General features: G+C 71.1%; 19 protein-coding genes. 9 read left to right on the top strand and 10 right to left on the bottom strand.

Annotated elements, in window-relative coordinates; translation table 11 throughout:
* Window position 1 precedes the first annotated feature (1 nt).
* From ACK41C_RS01360 to ACK41C_RS01350, 3 genes are all read right to left on the bottom strand, one after another.
* The gene (locus ACK41C_RS01360; protein ID WP_409649492.1) at window positions 2–613 is read right to left on the bottom strand and encodes a thioredoxin domain-containing protein; all 612 of its coding nucleotides are present in this window, start codon (window positions 611–613) and stop codon (window positions 2–4) included.
* Between the two features lie 7 nt (window positions 614–620).
* Window positions 621–1,244 carry a DsbA family protein gene (locus ACK41C_RS01355; protein WP_409649489.1) on the bottom strand — a complete coding sequence of 208 codons (624 nt, stop codon included), beginning with the start codon at window positions 1,242–1,244 and terminating at the stop codon, window positions 621–623.
* 78 nt (window positions 1,245–1,322) lie between these two features.
* Entirely contained in the window at window positions 1,323–1,874 is a 552-nt protein-coding gene (locus tag ACK41C_RS01350; RefSeq protein WP_409649486.1) for a DUF721 domain-containing protein, read from the bottom strand.
* A 62-nt stretch (window positions 1,875–1,936) separates the two neighbouring features.
* On the opposite strand from ACK41C_RS01350, the gene mutY reads away from it, so the two are divergent.
* Window positions 1,937–2,983: an A/G-specific adenine glycosylase gene (mutY, locus tag ACK41C_RS01345; protein ID WP_409649484.1), complete on the top strand. Its 1,047-nt coding sequence runs from the start codon at window positions 1,937–1,939 to the stop codon at window positions 2,981–2,983.
* Here mutY and ACK41C_RS01340 read toward each other — a convergent pair.
* From ACK41C_RS01340 to ACK41C_RS01315, 6 genes are all read right to left on the bottom strand, one after another.
* The gene (locus tag ACK41C_RS01340) at window positions 2,967–4,127 is read right to left on the bottom strand and encodes an MFS transporter (RefSeq protein ID WP_409649481.1); all 1,161 of its coding nucleotides are present in this window, start codon (window positions 4,125–4,127) and stop codon (window positions 2,967–2,969) included. The two genes, mutY and ACK41C_RS01340, sit on opposite strands and share 17 nt — an antisense overlap.
* Before the next feature lie 74 nt (window positions 4,128–4,201).
* Window positions 4,202–5,281 (bottom strand): site-specific DNA-methyltransferase, encoded by a 1,080-nt coding sequence (locus ACK41C_RS01335; RefSeq protein ID WP_409649478.1) that lies wholly within the window; start codon window positions 5,279–5,281, stop codon window positions 4,202–4,204.
* 127 nt (window positions 5,282–5,408) lie between these two features.
* Window positions 5,409–5,888, bottom strand: coding sequence for a hypothetical protein (locus ACK41C_RS01330; protein ID WP_409649475.1), 480 nt, complete (start codon window positions 5,886–5,888; stop codon window positions 5,409–5,411).
* Between the two features lie 64 nt (window positions 5,889–5,952).
* On the bottom strand, window positions 5,953–6,630 hold the full coding sequence (locus ACK41C_RS01325; protein WP_409649472.1) for a ribonuclease HII: 678 nt from the start codon (window positions 6,628–6,630) through the stop codon (window positions 5,953–5,955).
* Window positions 6,630–7,220, bottom strand: coding sequence for a DNA-3-methyladenine glycosylase I (locus tag ACK41C_RS01320; protein ID WP_409649469.1), 591 nt, complete (start codon window positions 7,218–7,220; stop codon window positions 6,630–6,632). Before ACK41C_RS01320 ends, ACK41C_RS01325 begins: the two co-directional genes overlap by 1 nt.
* A gap of 62 nt (window positions 7,221–7,282) precedes the next feature.
* Window positions 7,283–8,101 carry a YgfZ/GcvT domain-containing protein gene (locus ACK41C_RS01315; RefSeq protein WP_409649466.1) on the bottom strand — a complete coding sequence of 273 codons (819 nt, stop codon included), beginning with the start codon at window positions 8,099–8,101 and terminating at the stop codon, window positions 7,283–7,285.
* A 60-nt stretch (window positions 8,102–8,161) separates the two neighbouring features.
* Between ACK41C_RS01315 and ACK41C_RS01310 the strand changes: the two genes are divergently transcribed.
* From ACK41C_RS01310 to ACK41C_RS01275, 8 genes are all read left to right on the top strand, one after another.
* A complete protein-coding gene (locus tag ACK41C_RS01310) occupies window positions 8,162–9,148 on the top strand; it encodes a glycosyltransferase family 9 protein (protein ID WP_409649463.1) in 987 nt (328 codons plus the stop codon).
* Window positions 9,141–10,475, top strand: coding sequence for a dihydroorotase (locus ACK41C_RS01305; protein WP_409649460.1), 1,335 nt, complete (start codon window positions 9,141–9,143; stop codon window positions 10,473–10,475). The genes ACK41C_RS01310 and ACK41C_RS01305 overlap by 8 nt, the downstream gene beginning before the upstream one ends.
* A 76-nt stretch (window positions 10,476–10,551) precedes the next feature.
* Complete coding sequence (locus ACK41C_RS01300) at window positions 10,552–11,643, top strand: YjgN family protein (RefSeq protein ID WP_409649458.1); 1,092 nt, start codon at window positions 10,552–10,554, stop codon at window positions 11,641–11,643.
* 5 nt (window positions 11,644–11,648) lie between these two features.
* Window positions 11,649–12,692, top strand: coding sequence for a M48 family metallopeptidase (locus tag ACK41C_RS01295; protein ID WP_409649455.1), 1,044 nt, complete (start codon window positions 11,649–11,651; stop codon window positions 12,690–12,692).
* 104 nt (window positions 12,693–12,796) lie between these two features.
* The gene (locus tag ACK41C_RS01290; protein ID WP_409649452.1) at window positions 12,797–13,147 is read left to right on the top strand and encodes a YciI family protein; all 351 of its coding nucleotides are present in this window, start codon (window positions 12,797–12,799) and stop codon (window positions 13,145–13,147) included.
* A gap of 20 nt (window positions 13,148–13,167) precedes the next feature.
* The gene (locus ACK41C_RS01285) at window positions 13,168–14,364 is read left to right on the top strand and encodes an RNA polymerase sigma factor (RefSeq protein ID WP_409649449.1); all 1,197 of its coding nucleotides are present in this window, start codon (window positions 13,168–13,170) and stop codon (window positions 14,362–14,364) included.
* A 27-nt stretch (window positions 14,365–14,391) separates the two neighbouring features.
* Window positions 14,392–16,170: a feruloyl-CoA synthase gene (locus ACK41C_RS01280; protein ID WP_409649447.1), complete on the top strand. Its 1,779-nt coding sequence runs from the start codon at window positions 14,392–14,394 to the stop codon at window positions 16,168–16,170.
* The gene (locus ACK41C_RS01275) at window positions 16,167–17,708 is read left to right on the top strand and encodes an acetolactate synthase large subunit (protein ID WP_409649444.1); all 1,542 of its coding nucleotides are present in this window, start codon (window positions 16,167–16,169) and stop codon (window positions 17,706–17,708) included. Before ACK41C_RS01280 ends, ACK41C_RS01275 begins: the two co-directional genes overlap by 4 nt.
* Before the next feature lie 81 nt (window positions 17,709–17,789).
* Here the strand turns inward: ACK41C_RS01275 and ACK41C_RS01270 are convergent, their stop codons facing one another.
* Entirely contained in the window at window positions 17,790–19,112 is a 1,323-nt protein-coding gene (locus ACK41C_RS01270) for a hypothetical protein (RefSeq protein ID WP_409649441.1), read from the bottom strand.
* Window positions 19,113–19,123 lie beyond the last annotated feature (11 nt).

Raw genomic sequence — 19,123 nt, 5'->3', positions numbered from 1 at the left:
CCTACTTCGCCTTGGCCGCCGCGGCGATGGCGGCGTCCAGCTGGGCCAGGGTCATGGGGCCTTCCGCAACCTTCCTGCCGTTGATGAAGAAGGTCGGCGTGGCGCGGATCTCCCCTTCGCGGCCGGCGGCGTCCACCCGCGTATGCAGGGCCTGCATGGCGGCCTGGTCGGTGATGCAGGCGGCGACCTTCGCCTCGTCGAGACCCCCCGCCGCCCCCGCCCGCAGCAGGGCCGAGCGCGCGTCGCCCGTACGGATCAGGTCGGGAAAGCCGGCATAGAGCTCGCCCAGCACCGCGAAGTACTTGTCGTCGCCGGCGCATCGGGCGGTCAGGAAACCTGCGGCGGCGAAGTCCACCGGGTCGGTCAGGATCTCGCGCAGCACGTAGCGCACCTTGCCGGTGTCCACGTACTTGGCCTTGAACGCCGGGAAGACCTCGTTGTGGAAGGCTGCGCAGTGGCTGCAGGAGGCCGAGGCGTACTCCACCACCGTCACCTTGGCCTTGGGATCGCCCAGCGCCATGTCCCCGGCGGCCGGGGCCGCGCCCGCGCCGCCGGCGAGCGCCAGCGCGCCGATGGCGGCGGCGATGACGCTGCGGCGGCTGGGGCGGGTCAAGGTTCGCCTACTTCGTCGCGTCGGCCACGGCCGCGTCCAGCTCGGCCATGGTCATGGCGCCCTCCTTCACCTTCTTGCCGTTGAAGATGAAGGTGGGCGTGGCGCTGATCTTGTCCTGCTGGACCGCCCGCTCGACGCGTTCGCTAAGCGCCGCCAGGGCCGCCTCGTCGCTGACGCAGCGATTGAACTGTTCTTCGTTGATTCCGGCCGACTGGGCCACCCGCAGCAGGCCGCCGCGGACGTCGCCGGTGGTGAACATCTCCTGCTGGGCGTGGAAGATGGCGTCGATGACGGCGAAATACTTGTCCTTGCCGGCGCAGCGGGCCGTCAGGAAGCCGGCGGCGGCCACGTCGTTCGGCGGGGTGAGGAATTCCTTGAAGGTGTAGTGCACCTTGCCGGTGTCGATGTACTTCGCCTTGAACTCTGGGAAGACCTCGTTGTTGAACGTCGCGCAGTGGCCGCAGGTGACCGAGGCGTATTCCACCATCTTCACCGAGGCGTTCGGGTCGCCCAGCGTCATGTCGTCGGCCGACGCGGCGCCGGAGGGGCCGCCGCGGTTGCAGCCCGCCAGGGCCAGCGCGCCCAGGGCGGCTGCGGCGACGATGGCGAGGCGGCGGTTCAGATTCGGCATTGAGCCCTCTCTCGAAATCCGAAGAAACGATTAAAGCGCGATTCCCTGGCGTGCAGGAACGGGTGCGGGCGGCCGATGTCAATCGCCGCCGCGCCGCATCACGCCGCGACCCAAGCGGAGCAATGCGGCTTTCAGAGGGCCGTCCGGCGCGTCGGCCAGACTTCGGGCCAGTTCGGCTTCCCGGGCGGCGTCCAGCGGCCCTTCGCGCAGGCGCGAGGGCTTCGGCGGCGCCTTGCCGGCCTTGATCTGCAAAGGGCCCTGCACGATCCGCAGCTTGTTCACCGTCCCATCGCCCAGGAACAGGTTCACCCGCGCGACGATCTCCGGCGCCTGATGCTGGATCAGCGCCGCCGAGGCGCCGGCGACGCGGATCTCGAGCGCTCCCGGCCCGCCGCCGCGGGGCCGCGACAGTTTGACCGGCTCGGTCCGCTGCGCCAGTTCGGCGCCCACGATTTCCCGCCATCGGGCCTGAAGCGCCCCTGGTCCCTGGCCGTACTTGGCGTCCAGCTCCTTCAGGAACCGGTTCAACCCCCGGCCGGCCGGGGGCGGCGGCCGATGCGCCGGCCGCGTGCGGCGGCGCGCGAGGATATCGGCGGCTTCGGCGGGCGAGGGCAGGGGCCGTCGGGGCATGGAGCCATCATAGCGCCAGGAAGCCGTCGCGCGAGAGCGCCTCGAAGCGCTATGGGTGCGGCGTGACGCCCGAAGCCCTCCGCGCCCGCCTGCTTGCCTGGTACGACGCCAACGCCCGCGACCTGCCCTGGCGGGTGGGGCCTGCGGCGCACCGCGCCGGCGTGCGCGCCGATCCCTACCGGGTCTGGCTCTCCGAGGTGATGCTGCAGCAGACCACGGTGCCGCACGCCGCGCCCTACTTCCTGAAATTCACCGCCCGCTGGCCGACCGTCTCGGACCTTGCCGCCGAAGACGACGCCGAGGTGATGGCCGCCTGGGCGGGGCTCGGCTACTACGCCCGGGCCCGCAACCTGCTGGCCTGCGCCCGGGCGGTGGCGAAGGACTATGGCGGCGTCTTTCCCGACACCGAGGACGGCTTGCGCGCCCTGCCGGGGCTCGGGCCCTACACCGCCGCGGCGGTGGCGGCCATCGCCTTCGACCGGTCGGCCAATGTGGTGGACGGCAATGTGGAGCGGGTGATCGCCCGCCTCTTCGCCGTCGAGGCGCCGCTGCCGGACGTCAAGCCGGAGCTGAAAAGCCTGGCCGCCGGCCTGGTCCGGGACGAGCGCCCGGGCGACTGGGCCCAGGCCCTGATGGACCTCGGCGCGACGGTCTGCCGGCCGAAGGGGCCGCTCTGCGACCGCTGCCCCGTGGCGGAATTCTGCGCAGGCCTGGCGACCGGAGAGCCGGACGCCTATCCCCGCCGCGTGGCCAAGGCTCCGCGCCCGCACCGCCACGGCGTCGCCTACATCCTCACGCGGGGGAGCGAGGTCGCCCTGGTCCGCCGCCCCCCCAAGGGTCTGCTGGGCGGCATGCTGGCCCTGCCCACCACCGACTGGCGCGGCATGGGCTGGACCGACGAGGAGGCTCGCGCCGCCGCGCCCGCCGCGGCGGACTGGCGACCGGTGGGTGAGGTGGAGCACGGCTTCACCCACTTCACTCTCACGCTGCGTTTGCTGCGGGCCGAGGGCGAGGCCGAGGGCCTGATCTGGACGCCGCGCTCGGGTTTGGACGCCCTGCCCAGTGTGTTCCTGAAGGCCGCTCGGGCGGGCCTTACGAACCTGCTCTAGCCCCGCGCGGGAAGGCGACCAGCAGGATGGCGAAGGCGCTTAAGGAGAGCGCCAGGGCCGCGCCCGGAATGGCCGGCACGCCGAAGCCGGCCAGGGCCGCCCCGCCCACGGCCGAGCCCAGCGCCTGGCCCAGAGAGACCACCGAGCCGTTGAGCGCGATGGCGACGGGCGCGCCATCGGTGGCCGCGATCAGCCGGGCCTGCACCACCGGCGTCATGGAGAAGAGCGCGGTGGCCGCGATGAAGATCGCTGTCGCCACCAGGCCCCAGCTCGCCCAACCGGCCGGCGCGAGGCGATGGATGGCGATCAGGTGCAGGGTCATGGCCGCCGCCTGGATGGCGAAGCCCTGCAGGATCCAGGCCTTGCCGGCGAAGCGGTTGGCGGCCCGCGCACCCAGCCACAGCCCGGCTATGGATCCCACCCCGATCATCATCTGGAAGGCGCCCACGCCCGCCCCGACCACTCCCGCTCCGACCCGCACGATCGGCGCGATGTAGAGGTTGATGGTCATGTTCGCGGCGAACAGCAGAAAGGTGGTGAGGTAGAGCGGCCAGACCTCGCCGACGGCGACGCTGCCGCCCGGCCGCTTCGGCGGCGCCGGCACGCGCGGCATGAACAGCAGGACGCCCGCGAGCGCGATGGCCGAGAGCAGGGCTGCGAAGACGAAGGTGGCGCGCCAGCCGAAGGCCGCGCCCACCACGCTGCCCAGAGGGATGCCGATCACGAAGGCGAGCGTCATGCCGCCGGAGACCATGGCCAGCGCGGAGCCCCGCCGCTCGGGCGGCGAAAGCGCGGCCGCCGCGACGCTGGCCGCCGGCATGGCGATCGCCCCCGCCAGCCCCGCCAGGGCGCGCAGCGGCAGCAGGATGGCGAAGCTTGGCGCCAGCGCGCAGGCCAGGTGAAGCACGAGGCCCGCTCCGACGCCGCCGATCAGGATCGCGCGCCGGTCCAGCCGTCCGAACAGCCAGGCCGCCACCGGCCCCAGGGCCGCGGCGGTCAGCACATAGGCGGTCTGTAGTTGTCCGGCGACGGCGGTGGAGACGCCAAGGTCGGCGGCCATGGCCTCCAGAAGCCCGGCGAAGATGAAGGCGGCCGAGCCGAAGGCGAAGGTGCAGAGGGTGAGGACCAGGATCCGCGGATTCATCGACGCCCCTGGACCCACCCGACTCTTCCCCGCTTCTTCTCAAGCTTGGCGGGCTTGGGCGGGTCCGTCCAGTCTCAGGCGGCGATCTGGGCCCGGACCTTGGCCCGCAGCACGTCGATGGGGGCCAGGCCCTTGTCCGACTTGAAGTGCCAGTAGGTCCAGCCGTTGCAGGCCGGGGCGGACTGCACCATGGCGCCGACCTTATGGATCGAGCCGGCCATCTCGCCCACCACCAGCGACCCGTCGGCGCGCACCCGCGCGGCCCGCTCGCCCTTCGGGCAATAGAGGGTGTCGCCGGGACGCAGCAGGCCGGCCTCGACCACCTGGCCGAACGGGACGCGCGGCTCGGCCTTCTTGGAGCCCATCACGTCCAGGTCGGCCGGTGCGATGGGGACAATCTTGGAGATCCGCTCGCGGGCGAGCTTCACATACTTCTCGTCCTGCTCCAGGCCCAGATAGCGGCGGCCCAGGCGCTTGGCGGCCGCGCCGGTGGTGCCGGTCCCGAAGAAGGGATCGAGGATCAGGTCGCCCGGCTTGGTCGAGGCCAGGATCACACGGTGCAGCAGGGCTTCGGGCTTTTGGGTCGGATGGGCCTTCGAACCTGTCTCGTCCTTCAGCCGCTCCTCGCCGGTGCAGAGCGGAAAGGTCCAGTCCGAGCGCATCTGCACCTCGTCGTTCGCCATCTTCATGGCGTCGTAGTTGAAGGTGTAGCGGCGCGCGCCCCGGCCCTTGGCGGCCCAGATCAGGGTCTCATGCGCATTGGTGAACCGGGTGCCCTTGAAGTTCGGCATCGGATTGGCCTTGCGCCAGATGATGTCGTTCAGCAGCCAGAAGCCCAGGTCCTGCAGGGCCGCGCCCACGCGGAAGATGTTGTGGTAGCTGCCGATCACCCACAGGGCGCCGTCGTCCTTCAGCACCCGGCGGCATTCGGAGAGCCACTCGCGGGTGAACCTGTCATAGGCGGCGAAGCTCTCGAACTGGTCCCATTCGTCGTCGACGGCGTCGACCTTGGAATTGTCCGGGCGCAGCAGATCGCCGCCGAGCTGGAGGTTGTAGGGCGGGTCGGCGAAGACGAGATCGACCGACTTTTCGGGCAGCTTCTTCAGCTCCTCGATGCAGTCGCCGCAGATGATGGTATCGGCCGGAACGCCCATGGAACACCTCGATGTCGGGAGTCGGAATCCTTCCGTCATCGTGGTGAAGAGGGCGTTCCCAAACGTGGTGAACGCGCCGTTTACCTTGGTTTACAAGGTTCCCGAGGTCCGTCGCCGAGCGCCTATCTCAAGTCCGCGGGGAACTTGGCCAGGCGACCGCGAGCGCCAGGGCGGAGAAGGCGGCGATCTTGATCGTCGCGATGACGATGTGGCCCGTTTCCCACCGGTTGCGGACGATGGCGAAGTCCGGCGGGATCGGGCCGGGCTTCCAGGTGGCCAGCACGCTGTTGGCCGGAGCGACGACGCTCAGCCAGACCGCCAGGCTCGCAGCGAACAGGACGGCGGCGGCCAGGGCGAGCCAGAACCCCGGCCGGTCGTGCCGCATGAGGAAGGCGAGGGCGCCGACGACCACGATCGCGCCGGCGTCGAGAGGGCCGCCGAGCACGCCGAACAGTTTGAACTGCCCGTTGAAGACGGTGGCCTCGCGCCAGAGCTCCGGCGACCAGACCTTCAGTCGTGGCGGCGCCTCCAGGAGGTGGGCGAAGGAGGGGCCCAGGCTGAGGGCGGCGATCAGGAGAGCGGCGAAACGCCAGGCGAGCAGGGTCATGGGCGCTTTCCGGCTGCGGCTGTGGCGGAAACCGCCGCCGGCCGGGCGGCGTTCCGGGCCGGCGTCAATCGAAGGCGAGGTCGCCCTGCAGCGCCTGGTCGTAGGCCATGAGCGGGTCCTTGCCCATCAGGGCGAGCTTCACCGGGCCCCAGGAGAGGCGATGGATTTCGCAGGGGCCAAGCTCCAGCAGGGCCCTGGCGTGGATGGGGGTGCGGTAGCCCTTGTGGCCGGCGAAGCCGTAGCCGGGATAGAGGGCGTCCATCTCGGCCATCAGCCGATCGCGGGCCACCTTGGCGAGGATCGAGGCCGCGGCGATGGACTTCGACTTGCCGTCCCCGCCGACCACCGTCTTCACCTCGCAGGGCAGGGGGAAGCGATAGTTGCCGTCCACCAGGGCGAAGGCCGGCGTGACGGCCAGGGACTCCACCGCCCGCCGCATGGCCAGGCCGGTGGCGTGCAGGATGTTGAGCTCGGCGATTTCCTGGACGCTGGCGAAGCCCACGCCCCAGGCCAGAGCGGTCTCCTTGATCTCGATCTCCAGCGCCTCGCGGGTCTTGGCGTTCAGCTTCTTGGAGTCGTCCAGGCCCTTGGGGATCTTTTTCGGGTTCAGGATCACGGCGCCGGCGGAGACGGGGCCCGCCCACGGGCCGCGGCCGGCCTCGTCGACGCCGCAGACCGGAGCCGGGCAGGCGCGTTCCAGCATCATGTCCGGGCCGCGCGCAGTCTTCGGCCGGGCGGCCATCACGCGCTCATCCGCCTGATGGGCGCGTGCCGATGGCAGGTCACCAGGTGGTCGTTCACGAAGCCGGTGGCCTGCATGAAGGCGTAGACGATCACCGGCCCCACGAACTTGAAGCCCTTGGCCTTCAGCGCCTTCGACATCTCCTCGGCCAGGCGGGTCTTGGCCGGCACCTGGGAGATCTCGGTCCACTGGTTCTGGATCGTGCGCCCGCCGGTGAAGCTCCATAGGAATTCGGAGAAGTCCTCGCCGCGCTCGCGCATGTCCAGATAGATGCGCGCGCCCTCGATCGCGGCGTCGACCTTGGCGTTGGACCGCACGATGCCGGGGTTCGCCATCAACTGCGCGCGCTCGGCTTCGCCAAACCGCGCCACCTTGTCCGGGTCGAAGCCTGCGAAGGCCTCGCGGAACGCCTCGCGCTTGCGTAGGATTGTGATCCAGGACAGCCCGGCCTGGAACCCGTCCAGCACCAGCTTCTCCCAGAGGGCGCGGGCGTCATACTCCGGCACCCCCCACTCGGTGTCGTGATAGGCCTCGTAGAGCGGGTCGCCGGCCATGCCGCGCCAGCCGCAGCGATTCGGTTCGGCGGTCATGAGCGGCAGTTTTGGCCGCCTAGGTGCGCCGCATCAAGCGGCTGGTCGTCGCGGGAGCCGCCTTACGACGAGACGGGTGCGGCTTCGTTGGCGAACCACTCCGGGAACTCCACCTGGGCCGGTCGCCCCTCCACCGTCAGAGCGGCGCCTTCGATCCTGTCCAGCCGCAGCAGGGCCATGGCGCGGCCGTCCGCCCCGGACAGCACCTCGCCAGCCCGCAGGTCGCCCGCCAGGACCTCCGCGCCGGGCGCCGGCGGCGGACCTTCGAAGGCGATGGGCGCCATGCGGTTCTTGATCTGGCCCCGCCGCTTCATGCGCGAAGTGGTCTCCTGGCCGACGAAGCAGCCCTTCTTGAAATCGATCCCGTTCAGCAGGTCGAAATTCGCCTCGATGGGATAGGTCTTCTCCGTCCCCCAGTCGGCCGGCCCGGGAATCCCGAGCGCCAGACGATGCGCCTGGTAGTCGGCTTCCGACGCATTGGGCGCGACTTCGAGCCCGTAACCGCGCCAGCCGAGGGCGGGCAAGCGCGGATCGGCGACCCAGCCGGCGCCGGGCGGGTCGCCCCAGGCGGCGAACACCCGGGCGTCCTCGGCGGCGATCCGCACCTTGGCCCGCAGGCGATAGAGGCCGAGCCGCGCGATCAGGGCCTCGCGGCCCTCGCGCTCCACATCCAGCCAGACGCCGTCCTCGCGGCCGATCACGAAGAGGTCGAACAAAAGCCGCCCTTGCGGGGTCAGAAGCGCTGCGAACCGCGCCTCGCCGGGGCGCAACGTGTCCACATCCTGGGTGATCAGGCCTTGCAGGAAATCCCGCCAGTCCTCGCCGTCCACCGCCACGACGGCGCGGCTTTCCAGCACTGCGATGGAGCTTTCCTCTGCCATGGCTCGCACTTAGGGGTTCGGCGGCTGGAGCGCCAGCGCGCCCGACCCTATAGATAGACGATGGCGCAAGGGCCGTTCCCGATTCTGTTCATCACCGCCACCCGGATCGGGGACGCGGTGCTGTCCTCTGGCCTGATCCGAAAGCTGGCGGAGGAGGTGCCGAACGCGCGCTTCACCATCGTCGCCGGCCCTGCCGCAGCCCCGCTTTTCCTCGACACGCCCGGCCTCTCCGAAGTCATCGTGATGGAGAAGGCCAAGGGCGGCCGCCACTGGATCGATCTTTGGCGGCGGGTGCGCCGCCGGCGCTGGGGCTTGGTGGTCGACCTGCGCGGCTCGGCCCTATCGAGCTTCCTGCGGCGGGGCCGCCGCGCCGTCTATCGCCGCGCGCCGGGCGGGCCTGTGCACAAGGTGGTCGAGGCCGCGCGGGTGCTGAAGATCGAGGACGATCCGCCCGCGCCCTACCTCTACACCTCGCCCGAGACCGAGGCGCGGGCCTGGGAGCTCGTCGCCGGCCGCGGCCCGATCCTGGCCATGGCGCCGGCCGCCAACTGGGTCGGCAAGACCTGGCCGGCCGAACGCTTCGCCCAGGTCGCCCGGCAGCTGCTCGACGACGCGGGCCACATGGCCGGAGGCCGGCTGATGCTGCTGGGCGGGCCGGACGACGAGCGGGTCGTCTCCACCCTGCGCCGGTCCTTGCCGCGGGAGCGGGTGATCGACCTGGCCGGCAAGGCCGACCTCCTCACCATCTATGCGGCCCTCAAGCACGCGCGGCTCTTCATCGGCAACGATTCCGGCCTGATGCACATGGCCGCCGCCGCCGGCGCGCCGACACTCGGCCTGTTCGGCCCTTCGGACGAACGGCTCTACGGCCCCTGGGGACCGAACACCCAGGTGGTCCGCGGCCCGCGGGATTTCGAGCAGATCCGCGAGATCGACCCGAAGTTCCAGCAGGCCCTCTGCCATATGATGGACCTGCCGGTGGAGACGGTCGCCGCTGCGGCCCGCGACCTCCTGGCCCGAACCGAACCTGGGACCGACCATGCCTGAAACCTTCGACCTGATCGTCCGCGGCGGCGAGGTGGCCAACCACGCGGGCCGCGGCCCGGCCGACGTCGGCGTGCGCAACGGCAAGATCGTCGAGATCGGCGACCTCGCCCACGCCTCGGCCGGCGAGACCTTCGACGCCCGCGGCCTCACCGTCCTGCCCGGCGTCATCGACACCCAGGTGCACTTCCGCGAGCCCGGTCTGGAGTGGAAGGAAGACCTGGAGACCGGCTCCCGCGCCGCGGTCCTCGGGGGCGTGGTGGCCGTGTTCGAGATGCCGAACACCGAGCCCACCACCACCGACGCAGACGCCCTGGCCGACAAGCTCGCCCGCGCCCGTCACCGGATGCATTGCGACCACGCCTTCTATGTGGGCGGCACCCACGAGAACGCCGCCTTCCTCGGAGAGCTGGAGCGCCTGCCCGGCTGCTGCGGGGTCAAGGTGTTCATGGGCGCTTCCACCGGCACCCTGCTGGTTCAGGACGACGAGGGGGTAGAGCAGGTGCTGCGCCACATCTCTCGTCGCGCCGCCTTCCACTCCGAGGACGAATACCGCCTGGCCGACCGCCGGGCGCTCGCCCGCACCGGCGACTGGACCAGCCACGAGGAAGTCCGCGACGCCCAGTCGGCCATCCAGTCCACCGAACGGCTGGTCCGCATCGCCAAGGGCCTGGGCAAGCGCATCCACGTGCTGCACGTGACCACCGCCCAGGAGATCGCCTTCCTCGCCGACCACAAGGATGTGGCCAGCGTCGAAGTCACCCCCCAGCACCTGACCCTCACCGCGCCGGAAGCCTATGAGCGGCTGAAGGGCTACGCCCAGATGAACCCCCCGATCCGCGGCGCCGACCATCAGGCCGGGCTCTGGCGCGGGATCGCCGCCGGCGTGGTCGACGTGCTGGGCTCCGACCATGCGCCGCATACCAAGGACGAGAAGGCCCGGCCCTATCCGGCCTCGCCCTCGGGCATGCCGGGGGTGCAGACCCTCGTGCCGGTGATGCTGACCCACGTGGCCGAAGGTCGCCTGAGTCTGGAGCGCTTCATCGACCTCACCAGCCATGGCGCCAACCGCATCTTCGGCCTGGCCGACAAGGGGCGCCTGGCGGTCGGCTACGACGCCGACCTGACTGTGGTGGACCTGAACGCCCGCCGCACCCTGCGCCACGAGGACATGGCCACCCGCGTCGGCTGGACGCCCTTCGACGGTTTCGAGGCCAAGGGCTGGCCCATGGCCACCATCGTGCGCGGCCGCGTGGTCATGCGCGAGGACGAGATCGTCGCCCCCAGCCTCGGCGAACCCGTCCGCTTCCAGGAGACCCTGGCGGTCTGAGCCTCGCGCGCGGCGGGAACCCCTTGGCGCCGGCAGCCTGGGCGTGCAAGCTTGGCTGCGGGGAGAGGGGCCATCCATGTCCATGTTCGGCGTCGCCGCCATCGAGAACGGCGAAACGGTCACGATCGAGCAGCGCGCCGATCCGAAGTCGTTCTTGGGGCTCAGCCTGAAGAACGGCCTCCTGAACCTCGTCACCCTGACCCTCTACCGGTTCTGGGGAAAGACCGAGGTCCGCCGCAGGCTCTGGAACTCGATCCACATCAATGGCGAGCCGCTGGAATACACCGGGCGCGGGATCGAACTCTTTTTGGGTTTCGTCCTGGCGGCGGCCGTCGTCGGCCTACCCTTCCTGTCGATCTTCTTCGCCGCCCAGTTCCTGGGTCCGGCGCTCGCCGGGGTGGCCATGCTGCTGCTCTACGTCTTGCTGGGCTTCCTGATCGGGTTCGGCCGGTTCACGGCGTTCCGCTACCTGGCCAGCCGCACCGTCTGGCGCGGCCTGCGCTTCCACATGGAGGGCTCGGCCAGCGCCTACGGCTTGCGCTTCCTAGGATACGTCGCCCTCAGCGTGATCAGCTTCGGCTGGTTCTGGCCGGCGGCCCAGCGCCGCCTCTCCGGCGCCCTTTGGGACTCTCTGCGCTTCGGAGACCGCAAATTCCGCTACGACATCCAGCGCGCCCGGAGCCACGAGCCGGTCTATGTCGCCTATATCGCGACCAGCTTCCTGACGGGCCTGGCCTACGCGGTCTTCGCGGTTGTCCTTGTTCTCCTACTTCCCGGGTTCGGCGAGCAGACCGCAGAACCGTCCCTGGCGGACATCGCGAAGGTCTATCTGGCCCTGCTGCTCGCCGCGCCGCTGTTCGCCATCGCCGTGGCGCCCTACCAGGCCGCGAGTCTCCGGACGGTGGTGGCGGGGATCCAGCTTCAGCAGGTGCGCGGCCAGATAGACGTCAAATGGCGGTCGATGGCGTGGCTCTATATCAGCAACCTCCTGCTGGTGACGCTGTCCCTCGGCTTCCTCATGCCCTTCGTCCAGGCGCGAACCAGCCGCTTCCTGCTCGATCGTGTCCGGACGCCCGGCGAGGCGAACCTGGTCGACGTGCGCCAAGCGCCGCAGGGGCCAAGGACGGGCGAAGGCCTCGCCGACGCCTTCGGTCTGGCGCCCATCTGACGGCCGTGCGTGCGCGCTATTACGACGGCCTGACAGCGCGTCCGCACGAAGTGGATGTCGCTCTTGCCGACGGCCGCCTCACCTTCGACGTCGAGGGCGCCGCGCAAGCCTGGCGGCTGGACGAGGCTGTGGTCGAACGCGCCGGCGACTTCGTCCGCATTTCCCGGCCCGGCGATCCCGCGCGCCTGCACGTTGCGGCCTCCGACTGGCCGGCGCCGGAGAGCCCACCGGACGCCCAACCGATCCTGAAGCGGAACGAGGTGCGTCTGGTGGCCGGGCTCGCCCTCGCCGGCCTCGCCATGGCGGCCTTCGTCTTCGTCGGCATGCCGATGGCGGCGGGCCCGCTCGCCCGGCATACGCCCGTCGCCTTCGAGCGCCGGATCGGCGACAGCTTCGAGGCCCAGCTCGGCCTGGTGTTCAAGGACTGCGAAGGGGAGGCGGGGCAGGACGCCCTCTATGCCTTCGGCGACCGCTTAGAGACCGGAACCAGTCCCTTCAACGTCCGGGTGCGGGCTGTCCAGGCGCCGTTCGCCAACGCCTTCGCTCTTCCGGGCGGCGCGGTGCTGGTGACCGACGATCTGATCGCGATGGCCGAGACGCCCGACGAACTCGCCGCCGTGATCGCCCACGAGGCCGCCCATGTGGAGCTGCGCCACGTGATGCAGGCGGTCTGGCGATCCCTCGGACTCGGCCTGGTGCTTGATCTGGTCGTGGGCGGCGGCACAGGAGCGGGTCAGCAGGCCGTGCTGCTGCTCGGCAATGTCGCCGACCTCGGCTACAGCCGCGAAGCCGAGGCGGAGGCCGACGCCCGTGGGCGCGACCTGCTCCATGCCCAGGGCCTCTCTTCGGAGGGCATGGCGCCCTTCTTCGAGCGCCTCGCCGCCAAGAACGAAGGCCGCGACGCCGCCGCGGTCAAGGAGTTCGTTTCCAGCCACCCTGCCAGCCTGCGCCGCGCCGAAGCCAGCCGTGCGGCGGCGCGGCCGGGCGAGATCGCTTTCGAGCCGACCGACTGGGCCGCGATCAAGGCGGCCTGCGAGCCGAGGGGCTAGGAAGGGCGGCGAGCGGATCTTCCTCCCTGGAAATTTTGCGCGCGGCCCTGTCGAATCCGCGCAACGCCGCGCGTCTCACGGGCGCAACAGGTTTGGAGGACGACATGCAGTACATGTTCCTGATCTACGAGGACGAGGCGGCCTATGCGGACGCCGACGAGGCTTTCCTGAGCGCGGTGGTCGGCAAGCACATGGCGCTGTCGCAGGAGATGCGGGAGGCCGGGGTGCTGCTGGGCGGCGACGGCCTGCAGCCCACCCCGACCGCCACCACCGTGGTCACCGGCCCGGGCGGCGCCCAGACCCTGCACGACGGGCCGTTCGCCGAGACCCGCGAGCACCTGGGCGGCTACTACCTGGTCGAGGCGGCCGACCTCGACGCCGCCCTCGCCTGGGCCAGGCGCGTGCCGGTGGTGGAGGGCGGCAAGGTCGAGGTGCGCCCGGTCATGCAGTACTGATGGAGGATGCCGGCCGCGCCATGGCGGCGGCTAGACCCCGGGTGGTGGCGGCCCTCGCGGCGCGCCTGCGCGACCTGGACGCCGCCGAGGACGCCTTCTCCGAAGCCTGCGCGGCGGCGCTCGCCGCCTGGCCCCAGGAGCCGCCGCGCGATCCCGGCGCCTGGCTGTGGCGGGCCGCGCTGCGCAAAGGGCTGGACGCCCGTCGCCGGGCGGCCGTGCGGGCGCGCCGGGCGCCCGATCCGGCCCCGCCGGCCCCCACGCCGGAGGAGATCCTGATGGCCGCCGACGATCCCATCCCGGATGAGCGCCTGCGCCTGATCTTCGTTTGCTGCCATCCGGCCCTGTCGCCGGACGTCCGGGCGGCGCTCACCCTGAAAGTGGTCTGCGGGCTTTCCACCGAGCGGCTGGCCAGGGCCTTCCTGGTGGAAGAGCCGGCGATGCTGCAACGGATCACCCGCGCCAAGCGCAAGATCCGCGACGCCGGCGTGCCGTTCGAGGTCCCCGGCCGCGGCGCCTGGCCCGAGCGGCTCGAGGCGGTGCTCGCCACGCTGGAGATCGCCTACGCCCAGGCCTATGAGGACGCCGCCCTGGCCGGCGAGGGCGCCCCCTTCGCCGCCGAGGTGATCCGCCTCTCCGGCCTGCTGGCCGAACTCATGCCGGAAGAGCCGGAAGTGCTGGGGCTCGCCGCCCTGGTCCGCTTCGCCGAGGCGCGCCGCCCGGCGCGGCTGGATGATACAGGCGCCATGCTCCCGCCGGCGGAGCAGGATATGCGCCTCTGGCGGCGCGACTTGATCGGGGAGGGCGCACGGCTCCTGGACCGGGCCGCCGGCTTGGGCCGAACCGGGCCGCGCCAGCTTCTGGCGGCGATCCACGGGGCCCATCTCTCCCGGATCGAGCGCGGGTTCACCCCGTGGCCGGAGATCCTCGCCCTCTACGAGGCGCTCGTCATCCTGCGGCCGGACGCGGTGACGGCGGTCAACCAGGCGGTGGCGGTGGGCGAGGTCCATGGCCCGCAGGCGGGGCTCGCCGCGCTGGACGCCGTTCCCGCCGCCCGGCGGCTGGCGCGCTGGCTCCCCTATCAGGCCGCTCGCGCCGCGCTCTGCGAGCGGGCGGGCCTGAAGAGCGATGCGGCGGGGGCCTATCGCGCGGCCCTGGCCCTGCAGCCGGCGCCGGCCGAGCGCCTATATCTTCAGCGCCGCCTTGCCGGGCTGGCCTGACGCCGTTCGCATCGCTAAGCCTAGGGCATGGACGCCGAGCTTCGCCTGTCGACCGCCCCTTTCCGCGACGCGCGCTACGCCCCGCGACGGCTGGAGGCGGAGCGCCGGCCCGATGGCGTCATCGTTCTCTCCAATCCCACGCCCTATTCGACCGCCTTCCAGACCGTGACCGAGCCGCTCGCCCACTGGGCGGTCCAGGCGCCTGGCCGCACCTGGCTCGCCGAGCGCTCCGGCGAGGGCTGGCGGGAGGTGAGCTTCGCCGAGGCGCACGACCTCGTGCGCGCGATCGCCGGCGGGCTGCGGGGGGCGGGGGTAGCCTCCGGCCGCCCGTTGCTGATCCTCTCGCGCAACAACATTGACCACGCGCTGGTGAAGTATGCGGCCATGAGCCAGGGCATGCCGGCGGCCCCCGTCTCGCCCCAGTACGGCCTGCCCGGCGCCAATCTCGCGCGCCTGGCCCATGCGGTGCAGGTGCTGAACCCCGCCGCCGTCTATGCCGAGGACGCGGCCCTGTTCGGCGAGGCGCTCGCTGCGCCCTTCCTGTCCGGCCTGCCGGTGGTGGCGGGGAAGAATCCGCGTCCCGGCGACATCCCGCTGGATCGCCTGCTGGGCGCCGCGCCCGCCGGGGCGACGGCGCGGCCCGGCGATCCGGCCAAGTACCTGCTGACCTCCGGCTCCACCGGCCTGCCCAAGGCGGTCATCTGCCTGCACCGGCAGATCTCCACAAATGCGGCCCAGATCGCCGCCTGCTTCGACGATCCCGATCCGCCGGTGATGGTCAATTCCGCGCCCTGGAGCCACAGCCTGGGGGCCAACGCCATCCTGCACATGGCGGCGCACCGCGGCGGGTCGCTCTATATCGACGCCGGCCAGCCGGTGGCCGGGCGCTTCGGCGAGACCTTGCGGAACCTCAAGGAGATTTCGCCCACCTACCACAACTTCGTGCCCGCCGGCTGGATGCTGTTCGCCGGGGAACTGGAGCGCGACGAGCAGTTGGCCGCCACCTTCTTCGCCCGTGTCCGCCACCTGCAGTATGGCGGCGCTGCGCTCGGCCAGGACGTGGGCGACCGCATCCAGGCGATCGCCCTGCGTACGGTGGGCGAGAAGATCAGCTTCGGCTCCGGTTACGGCGCCACCGAGACCGGCCCCACCGCCTGCAACGTCCATTGGCACAACGACCGCATGGGTCTGGCCGGCCTGCCGGTGCCGGGCACGGCGGTGAAGCTCGTTCCCGCCGGCGACAAGCTTGAGTTCCGGGTGAAGGGGCCGCAGATCACCTCCGGCTATCTGGGCCAGCAGGAGCTTTCGGCCGCCTGTTTCGACGAGGAAGGCTTCTACAAGATTGGCGACGCCGCCCGCTTCGTGGACCCAGACGAGCCCGCCCAGGGCCTGGCCTATGACGGGCGGCTCTCAGAGAACTTCAAACTCTCCAGCGGCACCTTCGTGGGCGTGGGCGAGCTGCGCATCGCCGCCGTCGGCGCCGTGGGCGACGCGGTGACCGACGCCGTGGTCTGCGGCGAGGGGCAGGACCGCGTGGGCCTGCTCTTCTATCCCAACCCTCACATGCCGCGGGCGGAGGTGGAGCAGGCCGTGCGCGCCGGGCTCACACGCCACAATGCCGCCGCCAAGGGCCAGGGCTCCCGCGTCGCCCGCGCCCTGGTGCTCGACACTCCGCCCGACGCCGGCGCCGGGGAGATCACCGACAAGGGCTACATCGCCCAGGCGCTCGCCCGAACCCTGCGTGCGCAGGCGCTCCAGCGCCTGTTCTCCGATCCCGCCCCTCCCGATGTGATGGTGTTTGAATGAACGGCGCCGACGCCCTGATCGAGACCCTGGTGGCCAACGAGGTCACCGCCTGCTTCGCCAATCCCGGCACCAGCGAGATGCAGTTCGTCGCGGCTCTCGACCGCCAGCCGGCCATGCGGCCGGTGCTCTGCCTGTTCGAGGGCGTCGCCACGGGGGCCGCCGACGGCTACGGCCGCATCGCCGACAAGCCGGCCTGCACCCTACTGCATCTCGGGCCCGGCTACGGCAACGGCCTGGCCAATCTGCACAACGCGCGGCGCGCCTTCACCCCCATCGTCAACGTGGTCGGCGACCACGCCACCTATCACCGCCAGTACGACGCCCCGCTGAACTCCGACATCGACACCCTCGTGCGGCCGAACTCCATCTGGCAGCGCTCGGCCGATACGCCCGACAGCGTCGCCCAGATCGCCGCCGAGGCGGTCGCCGCCAGCTTCGGTCCGCCGGGCGGGCCGGTCAGCCTGATCCTGCCGGCGGACTCCGCGTGGCTTCCGACGACCACCAAGCCTGTGAAGGCGCAGCGCCCGGTGCGACCCGCGCCCGACGCCGCCGCCGTGGACGATGTCGCCAAGGCGCTGAAAGCCGCTGCCAAGCCAGTGATCCTGCTGGGCGGCCAGGCCTGCCGGGCCGAGGCCCTGGTCCAGGCCGCCCGCCTCGCCGCGGCGGGCCTGCGCGTGATGACCGACACTTTCGTGGCCCGCCAGCCGCGCGGCGCCGGCGTCTTCCAGCCGGGGCGGATGCAGTATTTCGGCGAGATGGCCCTGGCCGATCTCGAGGGCGTCGACCTGATGGTGCTGGTCGGCACGACCACGCCGGTCGCCTTCTTCGCCTATCCGGAAAGGCCCAGCGTTTTGGTCCCGGAGGGCTGCGAGACCCGCACCCTGGCCGATCGCGCGAGCGATGCCGTCGCCGCGCTCCGCGCCCTGGCCGACGTCCTCGGCGCGCCGGCTTCGGGGCCGACCCAGCCTCTGAAGCTGCCCGAAGCCGCCCCGACGGGCCCATTGACTCCCCAGTCCGCCGGCCAGTCGGTCGCCCGTCACCTGCCCGAGGGCGCCATCATCTGCGACGACAGCGTCACCTCCGGCGGCGGGGTCGCCGTGCCCTGCATGACCGCGCGGCCGCACGACGTCCTGGCGCTCACCGGCGGCGCCATCGGCATCGGCGTTCCCCTGGCGGTGGGGGCGGCGGTCGCAGCGCCGGACCGCAAGGTCGTCTCCCTCAACGGCGACGGGGCGGCCATGTACACGGTCCAGGCGCTCTGGTCGCTCGCCCGCGAGAACCTGGATGTGACCGTGGTGGTCTTCGCCAACCACTCCTACCGCATCCTCAATATCGAGATGGGCCGCACCGGATCGGGCAATCCCGGCCCCTCGGCCTCGAAGCTGCTCGACCTCGGCGACCCGCGGATCGACTGGGTTTCGATGGCCAAGGGGATGGGCGTCGCCGCCGTCCGCTGCGAGACCGCCGAAGCCTTCGACGCCGCCTTCGCCCGGGCCATGGCCGAACCTGGTCCGCACTTTATCGAAGCGGCCATCTGAGGCGCCGCCGCTCGCCCAGGATCCACGAAAAAGGCCCGCGGGGCGAACCCGCGGGCCTCGTTCTTCAGCCGTCGCCCAGCCTTAGGTGTTGCCGGGCAGCTTGCAGTCGCGGGTGAAGGCGCAGCCGGTCACCCCGATCGCGGTCAGCGGCTCGGGCTGGTACTCGAGCACATAGCCCTTCAGGCCGTCGGCGCAGGCCACTTCCATCATGGTCGTGCCCTTGGTGGTCTTGCCGATCACCCGGGTGTTGGAGACCTCGCACTCGGCGCGGCCCAGCTTCTTCAGGTCCTCGGTCACCACCTTGTAGGCGGTTTCCGGCTTGGAGAAGGAGCAGCGATAGCCGGCGATCGGCGCGCGGGCGCAGTCGATCACCTGCGGTTTCACGCCGGGGCCGCCGAACACGCCCACGCCGCCGTCGGGACGGTTGGCGCAGGCCAACTCCACCACGTCCAGGTTGGCCGGGCCGGGGAAGGGGGCGTACTTGGAGACTTCGCAGTCGAAGTTCGCCGACTTGGCCAGGCGGGTGTAGAGGCCGTTCTGCTCGGTGATGGCTTCCTTGGTGTCGGTGAGCGTGCAGCCGCCCATCACCATGGTCGCCTTGGCGCACTCGTAGGTCTGGGTGAGTTGGCCGTTGTCCACCTTGTAGAGGTAGCCCTTGCCGTCCGTGCACGCTGCTTCGAAGAAGGTCGAGCCGGCCTGCGACTGGCCGACATAGCGGCGGTCCTTCGGCGAGCAGCCGTTGTTGGCCGCAGCCACGTAGGTGTCCACCAGCGACAGGCGGGCGGCCTTGTCGCGCAGGGTGCATTTGATGTTGGTGTCGGCGTCGTCATAGAGCAGGCAGTCGGTCGCTTCCGCCGGCTGGCCGGGATCGGCCGGAGCGCTGGTCTTCAGCACATAGCCCTGCGCCGTGCCCTGGCATTGCACTTCGAAGAAGGTGTTGGTCGAGGTCTGGCCGATGCCGCGCACCTCCTCGGGCGTGCACTGCACCTTGGCCGCCGCCAGCAGCGGGCGCATGTCCGACTTCGGATCGGCGTTGCCAGGCAGCTTGCAGGCCAGGCTCGACTGCTTGCCGTCGGGGCCGGGCGCGTTGGCCTCCACGCAGGTGAAGACGCTGGGGGTTCCGCCCGCCGGCGCCTGGACCACGAAGCCCAGGCCCTGGTCGCAGTCCACCTCGTAATAGTTGGTGCTGGTCTTGGCCTTCTTGTCGTCCACCTTGCCGATGAACCGGGCGTCGGTGATCTGGCAACGGACGCCGGCGGCCTGCGCCAGCGCGGGGGCTTCCGCCATGCCCTGGGTGCGCGCCTTTTCGGTGATCTCCTCGCCCTTCTTGGACTGGGAGACGGCCGCCGGCGCGAACGCCACGAGGGCGAGCGCGGCAGCCAGCCCGATTCCGAATGGCTTCATAGATTAAGACT

The sequence above is a fragment of the Phenylobacterium sp. genome, assembly GCF_046290725.1.
In the GTDB taxonomy this organism is placed as follows: Bacteria; Pseudomonadota; Alphaproteobacteria; order Caulobacterales; family Caulobacteraceae; genus Phenylobacterium.
The sequence above is the reverse complement of the archived record's forward strand: the minus strand, read 5'-3'. Positions and strand labels throughout refer to the sequence as shown.

Bases quoted from the DNA above. Each gene is read 5' to 3' on its own strand.
- ACK41C_RS01290 (WP_409649452.1), top strand. From the start codon at position 12,797: ATGCAGTACATGTTCCTGATCTACGAGGACGAGGCGGCCTATGCGGAC.
- ACK41C_RS01270 (WP_409649441.1), bottom strand. From the start codon at position 19,112: ATGAAGCCATTCGGAATCGGGCTGGCTGCCGCGCTCGCCCTCGTGGCG.
- ACK41C_RS01340 (WP_409649481.1), bottom strand. From the start codon at position 4,127: ATGAATCCGCGGATCCTGGTCCTCACCCTCTGCACCTTCGCCTTCGGC.
- ACK41C_RS01325 (WP_409649472.1), bottom strand. From the start codon at position 6,630: ATGGCCGCCCGGCCGAAGACTGCGCGCGGCCCGGACATGATGCTGGAA.
- ACK41C_RS01300 (WP_409649458.1), top strand. From the start codon at position 10,552: ATGTCCATGTTCGGCGTCGCCGCCATCGAGAACGGCGAAACGGTCACG.
- ACK41C_RS01285 (WP_409649449.1), top strand. From the start codon at position 13,168: ATGGCGGCGGCTAGACCCCGGGTGGTGGCGGCCCTCGCGGCGCGCCTG.
- ACK41C_RS01275 (WP_409649444.1), top strand. From the start codon at position 16,167: ATGAACGGCGCCGACGCCCTGATCGAGACCCTGGTGGCCAACGAGGTC.
- ACK41C_RS01280 (WP_409649447.1), top strand. From the start codon at position 14,392: ATGGACGCCGAGCTTCGCCTGTCGACCGCCCCTTTCCGCGACGCGCGC.
- ACK41C_RS01310 (WP_409649463.1), top strand. From the start codon at position 8,162: ATGGCGCAAGGGCCGTTCCCGATTCTGTTCATCACCGCCACCCGGATC.
- ACK41C_RS01355 (WP_409649489.1), bottom strand. From the start codon at position 1,244: ATGCCGAATCTGAACCGCCGCCTCGCCATCGTCGCCGCAGCCGCCCTG.
- ACK41C_RS01330 (WP_409649475.1), bottom strand. From the start codon at position 5,888: ATGACCCTGCTCGCCTGGCGTTTCGCCGCTCTCCTGATCGCCGCCCTC.
- ACK41C_RS01315 (WP_409649466.1), bottom strand. From the start codon at position 8,101: ATGGCAGAGGAAAGCTCCATCGCAGTGCTGGAAAGCCGCGCCGTCGTG.
- ACK41C_RS01305 (WP_409649460.1), top strand. From the start codon at position 9,141: ATGCCTGAAACCTTCGACCTGATCGTCCGCGGCGGCGAGGTGGCCAAC.
- ACK41C_RS01320 (WP_409649469.1), bottom strand. From the start codon at position 7,220: ATGACCGCCGAACCGAATCGCTGCGGCTGGCGCGGCATGGCCGGCGAC.
- ACK41C_RS01350 (WP_409649486.1), bottom strand. From the start codon at position 1,874: ATGCCCCGACGGCCCCTGCCCTCGCCCGCCGAAGCCGCCGATATCCTC.
- ACK41C_RS01335 (WP_409649478.1), bottom strand. From the start codon at position 5,281: ATGGGCGTTCCGGCCGATACCATCATCTGCGGCGACTGCATCGAGGAG.